The sequence below is a fragment of the Sporosarcina ureilytica genome (genome assembly GCF_001753205.1).
In the GTDB taxonomy this organism is placed as follows: domain Bacteria; phylum Bacillota; class Bacilli; order Bacillales_A; family Planococcaceae; genus Sporosarcina; species Sporosarcina ureilytica.
Genome location: NZ_CP017560.1, coordinates 1,376,092 through 1,394,657, shown reverse-complemented (window position 1 = coordinate 1,394,657; position 18,566 = coordinate 1,376,092). Strand labels below are relative to the sequence as shown.

Annotated in this window: 20 protein-coding genes, 1 tRNA gene and 1 riboswitch; of the genes, 1 reads left to right on the top strand and 20 read right to left on the bottom strand. The window is 39.9% G+C overall.

Features of this window, described 5'->3' with window-relative positions; genetic code table 11:
* Positions 1-48: 48 nt before the first annotated feature.
* From BI350_RS07035 to BI350_RS06950, 19 genes are all read right to left on the bottom strand, one after another.
* The gene (locus BI350_RS07035) at positions 49-789 is read right to left on the bottom strand and encodes an urease accessory protein UreF (protein WP_245698309.1); all 741 of its coding nucleotides are present in this window, start codon (positions 787-789) and stop codon (positions 49-51) included.
* On the bottom strand, positions 731-1,174 hold the full coding sequence (locus tag BI350_RS07030) for an urease accessory protein UreE (RefSeq protein ID WP_075527449.1): 444 nt from the start codon (positions 1,172-1,174) through the stop codon (positions 731-733). Before BI350_RS07030 ends, BI350_RS07035 begins: the two co-directional genes overlap by 59 nt.
* Positions 1,175-1,249: 75 nt before the next feature.
* Complete coding sequence (ureC, locus tag BI350_RS07025; RefSeq protein ID WP_075527448.1) at positions 1,250-2,962, bottom strand: urease subunit alpha; 1,713 nt, start codon at positions 2,960-2,962, stop codon at positions 1,250-1,252.
* Positions 2,963-2,965: 3 nt separating this feature from the next.
* Positions 2,966-3,328 (bottom strand): urease subunit beta, encoded by a 363-nt coding sequence (locus BI350_RS07020; protein ID WP_075529281.1) that lies wholly within the window; start codon positions 3,326-3,328, stop codon positions 2,966-2,968.
* Between the two features lie 73 nt (positions 3,329-3,401).
* Positions 3,402-3,704 (bottom strand): urease subunit gamma, encoded by a 303-nt coding sequence (ureA, locus tag BI350_RS07015; RefSeq protein WP_075527447.1) that lies wholly within the window; start codon positions 3,702-3,704, stop codon positions 3,402-3,404.
* Positions 3,705-5,057: 1,353 nt separating this feature from the next.
* Positions 5,058-6,329 (bottom strand): RidA family protein, encoded by a 1,272-nt coding sequence (locus BI350_RS07010; protein WP_075527446.1) that lies wholly within the window; start codon positions 6,327-6,329, stop codon positions 5,058-5,060.
* Between the two features lie 846 nt (positions 6,330-7,175).
* Positions 7,176-7,249 (bottom strand) — tRNA-Arg (locus BI350_RS07005).
* A 462-nt stretch (positions 7,250-7,711) separates the two neighbouring features.
* Positions 7,712-8,257, bottom strand: a complete 546-nt coding sequence (locus BI350_RS07000) for a DUF420 domain-containing protein (protein WP_075527445.1) — start codon at positions 8,255-8,257, stop codon at positions 7,712-7,714.
* 158 nt (positions 8,258-8,415) lie between these two features.
* A complete protein-coding gene (locus BI350_RS16875; protein ID WP_155767484.1) occupies positions 8,416-8,580 on the bottom strand; it encodes a hypothetical protein in 165 nt (54 codons plus the stop codon).
* A gap of 185 nt (positions 8,581-8,765) precedes the next feature.
* Positions 8,766-9,251: a metallophosphoesterase gene (locus BI350_RS06995; RefSeq protein WP_075527444.1), complete on the bottom strand. Its 486-nt coding sequence runs from the start codon at positions 9,249-9,251 to the stop codon at positions 8,766-8,768.
* Positions 9,229-9,861: an XTP/dITP diphosphatase gene (locus BI350_RS06990; protein ID WP_075527443.1), complete on the bottom strand. Its 633-nt coding sequence runs from the start codon at positions 9,859-9,861 to the stop codon at positions 9,229-9,231. The genes BI350_RS06995 and BI350_RS06990 overlap by 23 nt, the downstream gene beginning before the upstream one ends.
* Entirely contained in the window at positions 9,858-10,619 is a 762-nt protein-coding gene (gene rph / locus BI350_RS06985; RefSeq protein WP_075527442.1) for a ribonuclease PH, read from the bottom strand. Before rph ends, BI350_RS06990 begins: the two co-directional genes overlap by 4 nt.
* A 184-nt stretch (positions 10,620-10,803) precedes the next feature.
* On the bottom strand, positions 10,804-11,601 hold the full coding sequence (gene racE / locus BI350_RS06980; RefSeq protein WP_075527441.1) for a glutamate racemase: 798 nt from the start codon (positions 11,599-11,601) through the stop codon (positions 10,804-10,806).
* 10 nt (positions 11,602-11,611) lie between these two features.
* Positions 11,612-12,031, bottom strand: coding sequence for a MarR family winged helix-turn-helix transcriptional regulator (locus BI350_RS06975; protein ID WP_211117200.1), 420 nt, complete (start codon positions 12,029-12,031; stop codon positions 11,612-11,614).
* Between the two features lie 123 nt (positions 12,032-12,154).
* Positions 12,155-12,379 (bottom strand): helix-turn-helix domain-containing protein, encoded by a 225-nt coding sequence (locus BI350_RS06970; RefSeq protein ID WP_075527439.1) that lies wholly within the window; start codon positions 12,377-12,379, stop codon positions 12,155-12,157.
* A gap of 22 nt (positions 12,380-12,401) precedes the next feature.
* A complete protein-coding gene (locus BI350_RS06965) occupies positions 12,402-12,896 on the bottom strand; it encodes an acyl-CoA thioesterase (protein WP_075527438.1) in 495 nt (164 codons plus the stop codon).
* 150 nt (positions 12,897-13,046) lie between these two features.
* Entirely contained in the window at positions 13,047-13,829 is a 783-nt protein-coding gene (sdhB, locus tag BI350_RS06960; RefSeq protein ID WP_075527437.1) for a succinate dehydrogenase iron-sulfur subunit, read from the bottom strand.
* A gap of 5 nt (positions 13,830-13,834) precedes the next feature.
* The gene (sdhA, locus tag BI350_RS06955) at positions 13,835-15,589 is read right to left on the bottom strand and encodes a succinate dehydrogenase flavoprotein subunit (RefSeq protein WP_075527436.1); all 1,755 of its coding nucleotides are present in this window, start codon (positions 15,587-15,589) and stop codon (positions 13,835-13,837) included.
* A gap of 58 nt (positions 15,590-15,647) precedes the next feature.
* A complete protein-coding gene (locus BI350_RS06950; RefSeq protein ID WP_075527435.1) occupies positions 15,648-16,256 on the bottom strand; it encodes a succinate dehydrogenase cytochrome b558 subunit in 609 nt (202 codons plus the stop codon).
* A gap of 309 nt (positions 16,257-16,565) precedes the next feature.
* Here BI350_RS06950 and BI350_RS06945 point away from each other — a divergent pair, with 309 nt between their 5' ends.
* Positions 16,566-16,979, top strand: coding sequence for a YslB family protein (locus BI350_RS06945; RefSeq protein WP_075527434.1), 414 nt, complete (start codon positions 16,566-16,568; stop codon positions 16,977-16,979).
* A 63-nt stretch (positions 16,980-17,042) separates the two neighbouring features.
* Here BI350_RS06945 and BI350_RS06940 read toward each other — a convergent pair whose 3' ends face one another.
* Complete coding sequence (locus tag BI350_RS06940; RefSeq protein ID WP_155767483.1) at positions 17,043-18,263, bottom strand: aspartate kinase; 1,221 nt, start codon at positions 18,261-18,263, stop codon at positions 17,043-17,045.
* Between the two features lie 95 nt (positions 18,264-18,358).
* Positions 18,359-18,537, bottom strand: a riboswitch (Lysine riboswitch).
* Positions 18,538-18,566: the final 29 nt, after the last annotated feature.

Sequence of the window (18,566 nt, the reverse complement as noted above, 5' to 3'; positions counted from 1 at the left end):
GAAGCAGGAATATACTTATCCATGATCCTATATTTCACGATATTTTATTTATGAAATAAACAAGCGTGAATGAAGGAATTCATGTTGCATTGATGCGATTTCAAGGCCAATTGAATTATTATCAAGATGCTCTAAATCTAAAGTCATCACACGATTTGTTGTCTCTTGGATAATAGGCAACAAGGAAAAGATCGTTTGCACTCCACTATTTTGACCAAGCGGAATAGCTCGAACACCATTTTGAACAATAGATGTTATTGACGAATATAGAAACGTTTCAAGCGATGTCCTTAGATCTACACCTAACATAGCCGTATAGATACCATATACGACAGGATAATGGCTCTTAATTTCCTTGTTTTTTAATTTTTCATACCAACGCGTAAATAACTCACTATCATTTAGCGGTTGTACAGTTTGTAAAAACTGACGTCCCATCATCATGCTACCCTTTCTTGTTTCAGGTGAAAGCTTGATGGCATGACATATATTCTCCAATCGAATCAGACCTTGCAAATCATTTTCTTTAGCAAGACGATAGGCTTCCTTAACGATGATAGCATCCGTTGAAGCTAGATTTTGGCGGAGATACATGTTACAAAATTCCTTTAAACTATCTGCATTACTTATGTCGCCTTCTTGAATATACGTCTCCATTCCGAATGAATGTGCAAAACTTCCAGTTGGAAACGCCGTATCGTGAATTTGAATAAGATGTAGTAGCCAAGGATTAGTGTTGGTGACCTCTGTATTTGAATGGTTCTTTGAACCTTCTCTCTGATTGTTCATAAGAAACCCCCACTTCATCAATCAATTTCTCAAGCGTTTGGTCATAACGGACGAGAATTTCGTCATCTTCAATAATACACATCGTGTGACGATTGCCGATTTCGAATGCCATTTTACCCATTTCTTGCATCGTCTTTGGTTTGATAACATAGACTTTTTCCAGCTTTGTCCGAATGGCAATTAGCGTATTTTCATCTTCAAACAATACATCCCCATAACGAAGGGAACCGCTGCTTTCTAATTTGATTGCAACATCCGTACCGTTTTCTGTTTCCTTACGCAAGATTCTTTTGTTTAAGTCTTCCCACTCTAATTCAAGCCAGTCAACCTTTTTGTCTGATGACTTAGAATCGTCGATGTTTCCGACTATCTTCGTAATTAGCAAGTCAAGATCCTCCTTTGTTTTTGTGAATTGTTGCACGAATCAATTGTGCAACAATTCACATAGAAGTATTCTATTTTAGAACAAGAAATATCTTTGAGCCATTGGTAGTTCTGAAACTGGTTCACATGTAAGTACTTCGCCATCAACCTTAACTTCATACGTCTCTGGATTAATGTCGATTTCCGTAGTTACGTCATTCCATTTCATGTCCTTCTTACCGATGTTACGGCAGTTTTTAACTGTTCCGATACGGCGCTTCAAGCCAAGTTTCGCAGGTACACCTTGCTGAATTGAGCTCTTAGACATGAATGTAATGTTTGTATCATAAATTAGGTCACCAACTGTACCGTACATACGACGTCCCATAACTGGTTGTGGCGTCGGAATGGAAGCACTTGGGTCACCAATTTGTGCATAAGCGATGATTCCGCCTTTAATTACACGATCTGCTTTTACGCCAAAGAATTTCGGCTCCCAAAGAACTAGGTCAGCGAATTTACCTTCTTCAATTGAACCAACTTCATGAGAGATACCTTGTGCAATTGCAGGGTTAATTGTGTATTTAGATACGTAACGCTTAGCACGCATGTTGTCTGAACCGTTCTTTTCTTCAGCTAATGGACCGCGTTGTTTCTTCATTTTGTCAGCAGTTTGCCATGTTCTTAGTACCATTTCTCCAGCACGTCCCATTGCAAGTGCGTCTGTTGACATCATACTGATAATACCTAGGTCATGTAGAATATCTTCAGCAGCAATTGTTTCTGGACGAATTCTTGAGTCTGCGAATGCAACGTCCTCAGGAATATTTTGCTTTAAGTGGTGACAAACCATAAGCATGTCAAGGTGCTCATCGATTGTGTTAACCGTAAATGGTCTTGTCGGATTCGTTGATGAAGGCAATACGTTTGGATGTCCAGCCATTGCCATAATGTCAGGAGCGTGTCCGCCACCCGCACCTTCAACGTGGAATGAGTGAATTACACGGCCGTCGATTGCACGAAGTGTATCCTCTAGGAAACCTGCTTCGTTCAATGTATCGGAGTGAATTGCAACTTGGATGTCAGCTTCATCAGCAACTGTCAAGCTACGGTCGATAGATGCCGGTGTTGCACCCCAGTCCTCGTGAATTTTCAGACCTGCTGCACCCGCATCAATTTGTTCCATAATTGGAGCAATAGATGAAGCATGTCCTTTTCCTAGGATACCAACGTTAATTGGAAGTCCTTCTGTCGATTTTAGCATTTTTTCAATGTTCCAAGGTCCTGGTGTTACTGTTGTTGCTTTAGAACCTTCTGCTGGTCCAGTACCGCCACCGAATAAAGTTGTAATTCCGTTAGCTAGTGCAACATCAACTTGATCTGGGTTGATGAAGTGAACGTGTGTGTCAATTCCACCAGCTGTTACAATCTTACCTTCTGCAGCAATAACTTCTGTAGCTGTACCAACAATCATATTTGGTGTAACGCCATCCATAATGTCTGGGTTACCACCTTTACCGATACCAACGATGTAACCGTCTTTCACACCGATATCTGCCTTGTAAATTCCTGTATAGTCAAGGATAAGTGCATTTGTAAGAAGAAGATCAAGCACATTTTCAGTACGAGTGTATGTACCGTTTTCTCCCATACCTTCACGTAATACTTTACCGCCACCGAAGTTTGTTTCATCTCCGTAAACGGTGAAGTCTTTCTCTACTTCAATCCAAAGATCCGTATCTGCGAGGCGAACTTGGTCACCAACAGTTGGACCGTAACTTTCAGCATACTGCTGTCTATTGATTTTCACTTATCATTCAACTCCTTTATAGCCTAATTCTCTTGCTCTCTGAAGAATTAGCTCTTTATTATCAACAGAACCATTTGTTAAATCTGAGATTCCGTAAACTTCACGGTTCCCACCAAGTTCCGTTAATTCAACTTCCATCTCTTCACCTGGCTCAAAACGAGCTGCAGTACCGGATGGAATGTTAAGTCTCTTACCAATTGTTTCCGCACGGTCAAATAAAAGATCCTTGTTCACTTCAACAAAGTGAATGTGTGAGCCGACCTGGATTGGACGGTCTCCAGTATTTGATACGCGAATCGTTGTTTTCGCACGACCAGCGTTGATTTCGATTTCACCTTCGGCTACTCGGTATTCGCCGGGTATAATATAACCATTATTATTACTCACTTTTTGCTTCCCTCCTATTATCAATGCCTTCTTAAATTTTTGTGATATTTATTTAAGAAATTGGATTGTGAACGGTTACGAGTTTTGTTCCATCTGGGAAAGTAGCCTCTGCTTGAATATCATCAATCATTTCTGGTACACCTTCCATAACATCGTCCCTCGTAAGTACGTGTTTTCCTTCTTCCATTAGCATCGCTACCGTCTTACCGTCACGCGCACCCTCCATAATGTAACTTGTGATGATCGCAACTGCTTCCGGATAGTTCAACTTGAGACCTCTTGCTTTACGCTTAAGAGCTAATTCGCTCGCTAGAAAAATTTGTAATTTTTCTTTTTCTGCTGGATTTAAATGCAATGTATTTTTCCTCCTTTACACTTAACTCGAATGATGTCATAAAATGTCGAATGTCATCATTCCAAAATTGATTGTACTACATAAGTTTCATTTCATGCAATGATTTACTTTTGACTTCACTAATTTGTCAATCCGCACCCTTTTTACGCCGGCAAATGACTACCTAATGATTAATTTTCATTAATAATCATTCTGACATAAACGTCTATATAATCGCGTTGCTGCACGATTTAGAACTTCACGTTTTCTGACTCCTACGTAAGAAGGCTTCGTTTTCATCCGCGGCACTTGCGTCCCATCACCTTCCTTTTATTTCTCCTAGCATTCAAAGCATTATGAACATACCTTCCCCAAACAACTTTAAATCAAACCTATTTCCAATAAAAATAACCATGACTTTTTTCAGTACGATTTTTCATTTGAAAATATGTATTTAGCAGTTTATATCTTCTTAAGGAATAATAGCTCAGAATTTCAGGCATATCCACGCCTTCACTGACGGCAGGCAAGAGAATAATAATGCTTATATCATTTTAACTTCATGTAATAAGAGTAAAATGTTTATAGGTGATTAAACTGTACCCGATTCACTTAAGTCAAAAACCTGTTGGTGAATTTGAACTTTAATGAACTGGAATCCAAGCGAATGCACGGTAGATTCATAAACATGAAAAGAGGATCTTTTCTTGTATAGTGAATTTTACAAACTAAACACTAAAGAAAAGAACCCGACGAATATATGTATAACATAAATCCATATTCATTAAAAGGATTCTAATAGGAAATGCCCAAATCAAATTTTTTCCGAATACTCCCGCTAGCCCGACTTTAAAACATTTATAATCACACCTCATTACCAACCTTAGAAAGCGAGTGATTTTCAGGATTTATAACGATGAGCTAACCGAATTACGACGATAAGTGCCCAAATCCTGAATAATGTTTTATCCTACAAAAAATTAGCTCGAATAAATCGGAAGACTACGGATAATGAATTTTTTATAAGAGCAGATCAAAGTATGAAAGTTGAGTTACTGCTTCTAACTAATGGCAATAAACTGAACAAACTCCCCAAAAGTATTCGACCTCAAAGCTTAGGTTTCACCCTTAATAAAGATTTAATCATATAGGTTCAAAAACTAAGCCATTTTTTATTATGCACAGAAACTAAAAAAAGCATCAAGATTTCTGCCATAATCAGCTAAAGCCTTGATGCCTTTTCATCTACGTTGACAGGGGCTGCCTCATTTTTCGTTTTAGACAGCCCCTGTTTTTGTATAGTATGCCATTTTACACTTATCATCAGCATTGATAACAAAAAAGATGATTCCTATCCTGTTATACAAATGTTTATTATGCTTTCGGAGGTGTTCCTTCAGCGTTTGATACCACTGCATCGATTTGAACTAAAGCATCTTTAGGTAAAGCTGATACACCAACAGTTCTTCGTGCAGGAATACCACCCGGGAAGAACGTTGTGTAAACTTCGTCTATAGCATCAATATCTGCAATGTTTTTAACGAAGATATTTACATTAACCACATCATCCATAACGTGGTCGATACTTTCTACAATTGCCTTGATATTTTTCAAGCACTGTTCAGCCTGCTCTTTTACGCCGCCAGCTACCAATTCACCAGTTTTTGCATCCAATGGTAATTGAGCTGATAGGTGATTGTAATGAGAGAAAGCTACAGTTTGTGTAGATAGAGAACTCTTTGGTGCATTTTCAGTGTTGTTTGCCCATATAACGATTCCATGTCTATCTTCAACAGCTTGCGGAGGTGTACCATCTCCATGCGATACCACTGCTTCAATTTGTACCAAAGCATCCATAGGTAAAGCTGAGGCTGCAACTGTTGTACGTGCAGGAACATAGGCTGCGGACCTAGCGATAGCCGAGTCCGGGAAAAATGTTGTATAAACTTCATTTACAGCTTCAATATCCGAAAGGTTTTTAAGGTAGATATTAATTTTAACAATATCGTCAAAAGGAACATCGATACTTTCTAATATTGCCTTGATATTTTTCAAGCACTGTCCAGTCTGCTCTTTCACACCGCCAGCTACCAATCTTCCAGTTTTCGGATCAATCGGTAATTGAGCCGAAAGATTATTGTAATGAGAGAATGACACAGTTTGTGTAGACAAAAGACTTGTCGGTGCATTTTCTGTGTTATTTGTAAGCTTAATAAGGTCGCCTGCTTGTGGAGCGTTTGGAATTGTCCCTTCACCATTTGAGACAAGTGCTTCAATTTGCACTAATGCATCCATAGGTAACGCTGCAACTTCGACCATCGTCCGTGCTGGAACATAGGTTGGGAAAAATGTATTATAAACTTCGTCTACAGCATAGGCATCATTTATATCCTTAACAAATACAGTGATTTTAACAATATCGCTCATAACATGATCGATGCTATCTACAATTGCCTTGATATTTTTTAAGCACTGTTCAGCCTGCTCTTTTATGCCACCAGCTATTAATTCACCAGTTTTTGCATCCAATGGTAATTGAGCTGATAGATAATTGTAATGAGAGAAAGCTACAGTTTGTGAATATGGACCGATACTGCTTGGAGCATTTTTCGTACTTCTTGCTAATACTGCGTTAAATCCGCACATAATAGTAATCCCCTTTTAGATAAATAATTTAATAGAAAAATTTATTAACTAAAGTTCCGCACCGAAAAAACCGGTCTAAACCATAGTTCCGTGATTGCAAAGACGAAAAGCGGATAACTAGATGCGCTCAGTACAGATACATCCCTTACGATGCTAAAATCATTCGAACAGATGGCATCAGCTGAAGCTTTGAGGTTTTCATCAAATTGGCCATGTCGCTACTTTACCTTGCAGAAGAGTTCCATCGCAACAATTACATGCGCTCGTCGCACACATCTCCATTGTATTTACACGGCATATGTGATGGAGTGGGAACAACGAATGTACCGGGATTATCGGACTTTTAGCAATTTGTGCTATCAGCTTTGCGATGAAGTCATTGATATAGATTTGAAGACTGCTATCGCTTAACCTATGGCATTCTCCACGCATGTAACCTCTCGAGTGGTTACTCTGGATGCTATTATAGCAGTTTTTCTTAAAATAGCTTACAATAAGCACATTCACTAGCGGACAAATTTTCTGTCCGATGTTATTAAAAGTTATCATTCGCCATTAGCAAAACGACCTACGATAATCTTCTTTAGTCTTTGAAGCAGAAAAAGCATTCCCTCAATAGCTGTACAGGTAAGTGCAGGTCATGCCAAAAATTGGAACATCAGCCAACATTTACAGGCATGCACTTCTAAAAGTAAATTTAGAGCAACTGAACATACGTAAGGAATATTTCGACAAGCTATTCAACTCATTGACCGAAAATCGACGCAACCCAATTTAATATTGAACCAGCTAATTCTCACGAAACAAAAAAGCCTACGAACTTTATGTTCGTAGGCTTTTTATGGACGTCCCAGAAGGGATTCGAACCCCTGACCCACAGCTTAGAAGGCTGTTGCTCTATCCAGCTGAGCTACTGGGACATGTTTTATGTACCGCGTTCGTCTTCTTGAATTAATTTCAATGACCTCAACGACAAATACTATTATACGATAATCATCTAGAGGATGTCAACACTTTTTTATAAAAAAGTAAAAATGTTTTTTAAAATCTATTTTTGACTATAAAAAGTGCCTGTCTTGCAGTAACTTCTGCCATCTATTTGATAACCATGAATAACTATAACACCTTTTCAGCAAAATGGAAACAAAATGCAGCAATAAATTTAATTTCTTTGTATTTCATTTTATCTAAACAATCGAACACCCACATAGAAGCGCTTTAAATCACTCTTTGATAGCAAATTTTTGTTTCTCGATGAACGATAGACGTTCTTCATAAGCTTACACTTACCATGTTGTATCCAGAAGGATTCCCCACCCCCATGGTTAATCCTTCATATATCTTCTCTTTACTGCCTAAACAGAACAAACACACATTCTAGATTAGTAATAAGGTCTAATCAACAAATAAACTAACACACCAGAAAAACTAACGTACAACCAAATGGGCATCGTCCAACGCGAGAGCTTCTTATGAAACGCATTGTTGCGATTCCAAGCACTTGTCACACTCGTTAACATTAACGGAATATTTGCTATAGCAAAAAGAATATGGGTAACGAGTATGAAATAATAAAATATCTTCATAAATCCGTCTCCGCCATAAGAAGTGGCAGAAGCGATAAAGTGAAAGATTACGTATATAATTAAAAATAATAAGGTGGAAAGTAGCGCTGCATATATAAATCGTTGATGCACTTTGACATTTCCGTTTAAAATCGCAATCAATGCCGCAAGTAGAAAGATAAATGAACACGCGTTAAGGATTGCATTCATTAAAGGTAAAATTGTCACATCGAACGCATCGAAATCTTTAACACCGGGCAATCTTAGTAAAATGACGATTGCACTGATTAAAACAATCGTTAAAATAATGATGGCAGGTTTATAATTACGTGGCTTAAAATTTTCTTCAGTTATCGAATTCATATAACTTACCTCTATTTCTTATAATCATCTTTATTTTAATTCTAACATATTTGAACACAATCCAACAAAACAATTCTGACATTTTAATGAAGTAACTTTATGACTGATTCGAAAACATTAGTGTACTACTTCGAATTGCTTTACAAGCTCTCATACTTTTAGCAAGACAGCACCTTAACACCTCTGAACAATTTAGTTAATTCCGCGAATACTATGTCCGCATTGCCAGAAACAATACTAATGAGTCGACCTTTTAATAGAATCGCAATCGTAATGTTGTTTATATCATCCGAAATGATTTCGACCGATAACTCGGCGCTCACCTTCTTGACCTCCCTAACATTTACTATTGATAATTCGCGCGGGAATTCAGACATCGAGCACTACATAATAGATTATCATTCAATTATATTTACTTATAAAAAAGGCCCTTCCCCGAAAAGTCAGGTTTGGACCTTATTTTTGTTATCACGATTATACTATGACACGACACATTACTTTATGCTTTTTAGAATTCTATCGAATCCACGATTTCATGATTTAAATCCTTAAATGTCACAACTACTTTCTCGCCCAACTCGATCACCGCATAAGTAGCAGGATTCCCGCCTCTCGGAAGCATTGTACTGCCCGGATTGACAAATAAAATGCCATCCTTCATCTCTGCACCATATACATGTGAATGTCCAAATAAAGCGATGTCTACTTCTTTCTCTTTCGCACTGTAATACATCCCCATCATGGAACCTTTCACGTCATGGCGGTGACCATGTACCATGAAAATTTCCTTTCCACCTTCAGTCGTTGTCACTTCATCTGGATACTCACTATCCAAATCACAGTTACCAGCCACTTTGTACATCGATTGAAATACCGGATCATGATAGGTTAATTCGCTATCACCGCAGTGAAAATAGGCATCCGCTTGTTGTGACACTACTTTTTCTATCGTCGTTTTATCTCCATGTGAATCACTCATTACGATTATCTTCAATTTGTTCTCCTACCTTTTGAATCATTGTCGAGAGTTCAGCTTGTAATTTTTTTAATGCTGCACCTCGATGAGAAATCTTACTTTTTTCCTCTGCAGTTAATTCAGCCATCGTTCGGTCTTTTGATGGCACATAAAAAATCGGGTCGTAGCCAAAGCCGTTGGTTCCGCGTCGCGCTTCGGTAATAACTCCTTCACAACTTCCCGAAAACACTGTTGTCTCCATCATCGGGCCCGCTACAGCTAACACACATCGAAAACGCGCTGTACGTTTATCGCCAGGGACGCCCTCGAGTGCTCGTAACGCTTTATCAATGTTCAACTCATCAGTACTGTCATTCCCAGCATAACGTGCAGAATAAACGCCAGGCGCACCGTCTAGGGCATCTATTTCGAGTCCACTATCGTCAGCAATAACCGTTTTGCCAAGTAAGTTCGCAACGGTTTCAGCTTTTAAAATGGCATTCTCTTCAAAAGTCGTCCCTGTTTCTTCTACATCAATCATTTCTTCAATATCTTGTAACGTTAACACGTTGATGCCAAGCGGATGAAATAATGCTTCGAAATCTTTACGCTTTCCTTTATTATTCGTCGCAATCAATACTTCTTTCAAACTTCTCCGCCTGCCTCTTCGCCGATACGCTGTGCAATCGGTCCAAGCACTTCTTTTTGGAGCGCAAATAATTGTTCAATGCCTTCCTCCGCAAGTGAAACGAGACCATTCATTTCATCCCGTGTAAACGTCGCCTCTTCACCAGTACCTTGCAGCTCTACAAAAGCGCCTTCCCCCGTCATGACGACGTTCATATCAACAGCCGCCGCGGAATCTTCAATATAATTCAAGTCAAGTACGAGCTGATCTTCTTCAATTACCCCGACACTCGTCGCGGCTAAAAAGTCCGTAATCGGGAATTTTTTCAAACCATGTTGCTCAACAACCTTCTCCACGGCTATTACCATCGCAACGAACGCACCAGTAATGGAGGCAGTACGTGTTCCCCCATCCGCTTGGATAACGTCACAGTCCACCCAAATTGTACGCTCACCAAGAGCTTCCAAATCCGTTACCGCACGTAGAGCTCGTCCAATCAGTCGTTGAATCTCCATCGTACGGCCGCCAAGCTTTCCTCTTGTTGCTTCACGCTGCGTACGCTGCCCCGTAGCACGTGGAAGCATTGAATACTCAGCTGTTACCCACCCTTTCCCGCTACCTCTTAAAAAAGGCGGAACACGGTCTTCAATCGTTGCCGTACAAATGACCTTTGTATTCCCAACTGAAATAAGTACAGAACCCTCAGGGTGAATTAAGTAATCTGTTTCAATCGTGACAGGTCTCAATTCATTTCCCGCTCGATTATCATGTCTTGTCATATAAATCACTCCATCATTTTATTTTCCTTTGCAATAAGCAAATATTTTCCAAAAATCACTATAAAAGCTTCTATCGTTGAACAACTAATATTCATTACACATTTTGTTCTATAGGGTACTACTTTATCATACAGTCTTTTACGAAAGCAAAAAACCGGCCGCCCACTAGTAGGCGCACCGGATTTTACGGTAAAGTAATCTTTCTAACATCAGGATTATCTAAGCGAAGCCAATCTGTAACGATTGTCTTGAAATTTTCACTAGGACCTGTCGTATAAAATAAAACATTTCCTTCTGTAAACTTCGCATTTCTAATTCCTTTAGCATCTAATTCTTTTTCGACGTCTCTAACGGTCTCCACTGCAGATGAAATAATTTGTACATGTTCTGGGAGACAACTTTGAATATGCCCCTCTAAAAGGGGATAATGTGTACACCCTAAAATTGCCACATCGAAATCTTTCTCCACTAAATTTTGCAACGTTCGATCTATAATAAACCTTGCATTTTCTGATTTGTATTGACCACTTTCAACAATCGGGACAAAATCAGGACAAGCAAGTGGATAAACGACTGCGTCAGGCGATTGGCGTACGATTTCATCACTGTACGCACCACTTTCAATTGTACGAGTCGTGCCAAGCACTGCTATTTGTTGTGTCGTTGAATTTGTCACAGCCGCACGAGCGCCAGGAACCACGACGCCAATGACTGGAAAGCTAAACAGTTGACGAATCGTATCCAATGCGACTGCGGTTGCCGTATTACAGGCAATGACCAGCATTTTAATGTCCATCTCCGAAAGTCTTTCAACCATTTCAATCGTAAACTTTCGAACCTCTTCCTCTGATCGTGAACCATATGGACAGCGTTTATCGTCTCCTAAATAAACAATCGATTCATTTGGCAAGATGTTTAGCATTTCTTTGACTACAGTAAGCCCTCCGACTCCCGAGTCAATAACTCCGATTGGTTTAACCATTATGAATCCCTCAATCCTCTTTCCAATCTTTCTTCATCTCTTGATGAAGTTTTGACAGCAATTGAGAGAGTTGTTGTACTTCTGCCTCGTCGAAATCGGACAACACCGAATTTAAATAATGGCGCCGTTTATCGATTACTTCTTCAATAACACGCTCTCCTTCCGCAAGGAGTTGAATTCTAACGACACGTCGATCTTTATTATCGCGTATCCGCTTTACCAAATGATTATTCTCCATTCTGTCAACTAAATCTGTCGTTGTACTGAATGCGAGGAACATTTTATTAGATAAATCACCAATTGTCATATCCCCGTGTTCAAATAACCATTGCAGCGCAACAAATTGAGGAGGTGTGATGGTATAATTTTTTAAGATTTTTCGTCCATTATGTTTGATAATCGCAGCAACGTATCTTAACTCTTTTTCCATACGCGCCACTTCTTTTTCATCATGATTTGTCGATGCTATCCGTTCCGTCAAGTTAACCAACTCCCTGAAAACCGATTACTGTAATTCTATTCTCCCTTTTTTTGCTCCTGAAGGCAACAAATTTCATCGCAAATGTAATTCCCCAAGTCGCAATAACTCTATTATGGCTTGCGCTCTACCTGAAACTCCGAGCTTTTGAATCGTATTAGATATGTGATTTCGAACAGTTTTTTCACTGATACCTAGTTGACTTGCAATTTCTTTTGTTGTCTGGTCTTCAATAAGCAAATTAAAAATTTCACGTTCTCTTCCCGTCAGCAACGATCGATGTTTCGGTCCATCATTCAAGACTCGCCCCTCCTATCCACTTTCACCTTAAAATATGTGAAAGTTTCGCAGGTCGTGACGGCTTTCCCCCTATTCCATTAACAAAAATCAACTTCTCTTCTTCAGACCACGGAAAACCTTTACCGGTTCCTTTATTTATTTGAACCATCGTACTTCTTCCCGTAAAAACAATTTCCTCAGCATCATTTTTTCCAAGATAGTGAATGTCGATAGAAGATGTGCCAACTGTTTCGACTTTAACATAAATCGCAAGGTTTTCATCATATTGAATCGGCTTCACATAGTCACATTGTATGTCAGCTATGACAGGAACGATCGTTGCCTCGGAATCCATCCAATTCCCCATCAGCCCTATCGCCTTAAAATATTCAATTCGCGCATATTCTAAATAAGAGATGATTACTGCATTATTCACAATTCCATACATATCAACGTCTGAAAATCGAACGGTTAACGGGATTGCATATGTAAATTCTGAGGACCATGATTCGAAATCGTTAATATAAGATGCTTTCATTTCTCAACCCTTCTTCCCTATAAGTTAGTGAATACTCATTCATTATACTACAATATCAGATTATTCTATATACCTTTAGAGAAAACCAAAGATTTAAAAAGCTAAAAAATCCTATCTCAATATTGCGTTGAGATAGGATTTTATTTATTATTAATCTACCATATGGTCGCTTCCGAAGAAGTCTTTGAACATTTGGATAGACGTTGCACGGTTAAGTGCTGCGATTGACGTCGTAAGTGGAATCCCCTTTGGACAGGCAACCACACAGTTTTGTGAGTTCCCACACTCAGCAATTCCGCCATCCGTCATTAACGTACGTAGTCTTTCGTCTTTGTTCATTGCACCTGTTGGATGCGTGTTAAATAGACGTACTTGAGATAAAATCGCTGGACCAACAAAGTCTGTTTTATCATTAACGTTCGGACATGCTTCCAAGCACACACCGCACGTCATACATTTTGACAATTCATATGCCCATTGACGTTTACGTTCTGGCATACGTGGTCCTTCACCTAGAGAGTATGTACCATCGATTGGTACCCATGCTTTAACTTTTTTCAATGAATCAAACATCACGTTACGGTCAACGACTAGGTCACGGACAACTGGGAATGTTGCCATTGGCTCTAGTTTAATTGGCTGTGTTAATTGGTCAATAAGCGCTGTACATGATTGACGCGGACGTCCGTTAATCACCATTGAACATGCACCACAAACCTCTTCAAGACATACCATTTCCCAAGTAACAGGTGACGTCTTTTTGCCATCTGCGTTGACAGGGTTACGTTGAATTTCCATTAGAGCGGAAATTACGTTCATATTTGGTCTATATTCTACTTCGAACTTCTCCCAATATGGAGTTGAGTTTGCTGTATCTTGACGACGAATTTCAAATTTAATTGTTTTTTGTGCTGTAGCAGTTTGCTCGCTCATTTACGTTAATCTCCTTTCTTTGTGGAGTAATCGCGTTTACGTGGCGGGATGAGTGACACATCGATGTCTTCGTAATGGAAAATCGGTGCTGATTGTCCGTCAAATTTCGCCATCGTCGTTTTCATAAAGTTTTCGTCATCACGCTCAGGGAAGTCTGGTTTATAATGTGCCCCACGACTTTCGTCACGCTGTAGCGCACCGATTGTGATAACTCTTGCTAAGTACAACATGTTTTTCAGCTGACGCGTGAAAGTTGCACCTTGGTTAGACCATTGTTGCGTATCAGTCATGTTAATATTTTCATATCTTTCTAGAAGTTCAAGAATCTTTTCATCTGTTTGTTTTAGACGGTCGTTGTAGCGAACAACAGTTACGTTGTTTGTCATCCACTCACCAAGCTCTTTATGAAGTAGGTAAGCGTTTTCCGTTCCGTCCATTTTTAGCGTAGCATCCCATTTCGCTTGCTCTTCTTTAATCGCGGAATCGAACACAGATGAAGAAATGTCTTCTGCTGTTTTCTTCAAGCCTTTCATATATTCAACAGCTTTCGGTCCTGCTACCATTCCGCCGTAAACAGCAGATAATAAAGAGTTAGCACCTAAACGGTTTGCACCATGTTGTGAGTAATCAACTTCACCCGCGGCAAATAAGCCTGGGATATTCGTGTGCTGATCGTAATCAACCCATAGACCACCCATTGAATAGTGAACCGCCGGGAAGATTTTCATCGGTACTTTACGTGGATCGTCACCCATGAACTTCTCATAGATTTCGATAATTCCACCTAGCTTAATATCAAGTTCTTTCGGGTCTTTATGAGATAGGTCTAGGTAAACCATGTTCTCACCGTTAATGCCTAGCTTTTGGTTGACACACACATCAAAGATTTCACGTGTTGCAATATCTCGTGGAACTAGGTTACCGTAATCTGGATACTTCTCTTCTAGGAAGTACCAAGGTTTCCCGTCTTTATATGTCCATACTCGTCCACCTTCACCACGTGCTGACTCACTCATAAGACGTAGTTTATCGTCTCCAGGAATCGCTGTTGGGTGAATTTGGATGAACTCACCATTTGCATAGTAAGCACCTTGTTGGTATACGATTGACGCCGCTGAACCTGTGTTAATGACAGAGTTCGTAGATTTTCCGAAAATAATTCCAGGGCCACCTGTAGCCATAATGACTGCATCGCCTTTAAAGGACTCGATTTCCATCGTGTGCATATTTTGCGCTTTAATTCCACGACAAATTCCTTCGTCGTCAAGAATTGCACCTAGGAACTCCCAATGCTCGTACTTTTGTACAAGGCCTTCTACTTCATAACGACGTACTTGCTCGTCTAGCGCGTATAGAAGTTGTTGTCCAGTCGTTGCACCCGCAAATGCGGTACGGTGATGAAGCGTTCCGCCGAAACGTCTGAAATCTAGTAAACCTTCTGGCGTACGGTTGAACATAACGCCCATACGGTCAAATAAGTGAATAATTTCTGGAGCTGCTTCTGTCATTGCTTGTACGGGAGGTTGGTTCGCTAAAAAGTCTCCACCGTATACAGTATCGTCGAAATGGATTGCAGGCGAGTCGCCTTCCCCTTTCGTGTTTACCGCACCGTTAATCCCACCTTGGGCACATACGGAGTGGGAACGTTTTACCGGGACAATTGAGAACAGGTCAACCGGTACACCTTCCTCTGCTGCTTTGATGACCGCCATCAGGCCGGCAAGACCGCCGCCGACAACAATCATTCTGCTTTTTGTCATGAATGTTTCACTCCTCAAAATTTAAAATAAACGAATCAATTCAAAGATTACTAATCAATTAAATGAATGCAAAGATAGCTTGGAGACCAATAATAGTAAGAATTACGAAAGCTGCCATCGTGATGTACGTAACGATTTGCTGTGAACGTGGTGACTGAGCAATTCCCCAAGTAACAAGGACACCCCACACTCCGTTGAACAAGTGGAACGATGCTGCAACTACACCCGCGATATAAAACGCAATCATGAACGGATTTGCAAAAATATCCGCCATCATGTCGTAGTTCACTTCCGCTCCTAAAGCTTTTTGAATTCTTGTTTCCCAGATGTGCCATGCGATAAAGATTACTAGGAATACCCCCGTAATTCTTTGCAACATGAACATCCAGTTACGGAACGTACCGTAGCGTTGAACGTTATTCTTTGCCGTAAATGCTATGTATACACCATAAAACGCGTGGAACATTAATGGGATGTAGATAATAAACCATTCCAAAAATAGTACGAATGGTAGATTCCCCATAAAGTCTGAAGCTTGGTTAAACGCTTCTGGTCCTCGTGTCGCAAAATGGTTAATGACCAAGTGTTGAACTAGAAAAAGTCCAACGGGAATAATCCCTAGCAAAGAATGAAGGCGGCGCACAAAAAAATCAGATTCTCTCGTCAAGTCTTTTACCCTCCCTTATTACTGAAGAAATCGGTTTCATAATTCGTCATTGAAAAAACTGAAGAAATATTGACCCAATCCCTCTTCATGGTACAATGATATAGCATATACTATTGTACTCGTACGTTTTAAAGAGGTCAAGGTACTGAACCGCTTAATCACACAAAAATGTTAATAGTTTACTATTATTAAACTATTTAAATTAAACACTTCTATTAAATTTACGTAATTTTTAAGTGTTTTCTTAGTAAACTAGATAATATCACAGAAGAATTATAGACAGGACAACTTAGAAAGGTGTAATAAATTGTGGAGAATCATACATACGGGGGACCGACCCAATTCGGTTATGAATTAATTCGAGACCATGTATTGCCAAGTATTCTTGGCAAACACGAAGGTGATATTCTTTACTGGGCTGGTAAAGAAATTGCTCGTAAATTCCCAGTTTTCAGCATGGAAGAAATCCCTTCTTTTTTCCTTGAAGCTGGTTGGGGGCAACTACAACTTGAAAAAACGTCAAAAAAAGAGGCCTTTTATCAATTAATTAGTCCTGGTGAAAACTTAAAAATTAGCGATCGAAATTTCCAATTAGAAGCTGGGTTTCTTGCTGAGCAATATCAAAAACTGAACGGTATGCTTACAGAGTGTTATGCGGATTCTAAGCGTAACGATCAATCGATTACTTTCCATTTAGCGTGGGATAAAAAAGAAACAGTATAAGTTTCTCACATTAAAAATCGTTGAAAAAGGTTTGACACCTCTTTCAACGATTTTTAAATTACCCTACCCTACATGCCCAAGCTCAAATGTTTTATGTAACACAGCGACTGCCTCTTTCATATACATAGTAGGAATGACGACTGATACTTTAATTTCAGATGTACTAACCATCTTAATGGGAATTGACGCATCGCGTAATGCATCAAACATGTGCGCCGCCACGCCAGGATTCGAAACCATTCCGCTGCCTACAATAGAGACTTTAGCCAATCCCACTTCGAAATCTGCTCGTTTATAACCAAGTTCTTCTTTATTCATCTCTAGCACATTCATCGCTTTTGCAAAGTCTTCATTTTTAATTGAAAATGAAACAGATGGTTGCTCACCATCCATGATCGTTTGAACAATTATGTCTACGTTCACTTGCTGTTCCGCGAGCGCAGTAAATATATTGGCAAGCGACCCATTGTAAGGGGTGTCGTACATAATTGTAATGCGTACGATGTCTTCTTCAAAAGCAACTCCACGTACGATAAGATTATTTTCCATTTCAATTTCCTCCTTAATCATCGTGCCTTCGCCGTTCATATGTGCCGGTCTTACACGAAGCGGCATTTGATGATTTTTTGCAAACTCAATCGCGCGCGGGTGAAGTACGCCCGCACCTAAATTTGCTAATTCAAGCATTTCATCATAAGAGATTTCATTTAATTTTGTTGCCTCTTCTATCATCCTCGGATCTGTCGTGAAAACCCCTTCAACGTCCGTATAAATATCGCATGTGGAGGCATTGATTGCAATTGCGACCGCTACTGCACTCGTGTCCGAGCCGCCCCGGCCAAGCGTGGTTACTTCGGCGTCTTGATCGATGCCCTGAAACCCTGCGATGACCGCCACTGCGCCTGATTCTAGGGTATCCACTACTTTTTTCGCATCGACGTCTTCAATACGCGCGTTACTATGAATCGATTCCGTTCTAATGCCTGCTTGCCACCCGGTAAACGATTTGGATGCAACTCCTTTCGCGGAAATTGCCATCGCTAATAAAGAGGCAGTCACTTGTTCACCCGTTGCAAGCAACATATCCAATTCACGTTTTTCCGCATCTGGATGAATATCTGCTGCAAGCGCTAGTAATTTATCTGTCGTTTTTCCCATTGCAGACACAACAACAGCCACTTGTTTCCCTTTATTTACTTCTTCAATAATTAAGGAAGCTGCCCTTTCAATTCTTTCTTCATTGGCAACCGACGTTCCACCAAACTTCATTACAATCTTCTCCAAAATCTCCACCCACTTTCCCCTGAAACGCAAAAACAGCCCTCATTTAATAAATGAGAGCTGGTCCGATTAGAGTGTACACAAAAAAACAGTGTCTCCTACGGGATAGCTCTCCAGGTAAAAATATCCTGACAGACTCCCGCTTATTCAACGGAAATCCAGCAAGTACTCGATAACAGTTCGATTACCCGCTTCGGCAAATACCCCTTTCTTCTTCAATCGCTAGGCTGTTCCCTTCTTGAAGAATACTTTTAATATTTGCGCCTCTATCCTCACTAAAATGATAATACAATCATTTAGTGAATA

What these genes read in the sequence shown, in the direction of transcription:
- BI350_RS07035 (WP_245698309.1), bottom strand. Translation starts at nt 789, where the DNA reads ATGAACAATCAGAGAGAAGGTTCAAAGAACCATTCAAATACAGAGGTC.
- BI350_RS07010 (WP_075527446.1), bottom strand. Translation starts at nt 6,329, where the DNA reads ATGTGCGGATTTAACGCAGTATTAGCAAGAAGTACGAAAAATGCTCCA.
- BI350_RS07000 (WP_075527445.1), bottom strand. Translation starts at nt 8,257, where the DNA reads ATGAATTCGATAACTGAAGAAAATTTTAAGCCACGTAATTATAAACCT.
- rph (WP_075527442.1), bottom strand. Translation starts at nt 10,619, where the DNA reads ATGACAAGACATGATAATCGAGCGGGAAATGAATTGAGACCTGTCACG.
- racE (WP_075527441.1), bottom strand. Translation starts at nt 11,601, where the DNA reads ATGGTTAAACCAATCGGAGTTATTGACTCGGGAGTCGGAGGGCTTACT.
- BI350_RS06975 (WP_211117200.1), bottom strand. Translation starts at nt 12,031, where the DNA reads ATGGAAAAAGAGTTAAGATACGTTGCTGCGATTATCAAACATAATGGA.
- BI350_RS06965 (WP_075527438.1), bottom strand. Translation starts at nt 12,896, where the DNA reads ATGAAAGCATCTTATATTAACGATTTCGAATCATGGTCCTCAGAATTT.
- sdhB (WP_075527437.1), bottom strand. Translation starts at nt 13,829, where the DNA reads ATGAGCGAGCAAACTGCTACAGCACAAAAAACAATTAAATTTGAAATT.
- sdhA (WP_075527436.1), bottom strand. Translation starts at nt 15,589, where the DNA reads ATGACAAAAAGCAGAATGATTGTTGTCGGCGGCGGTCTTGCCGGCCTG.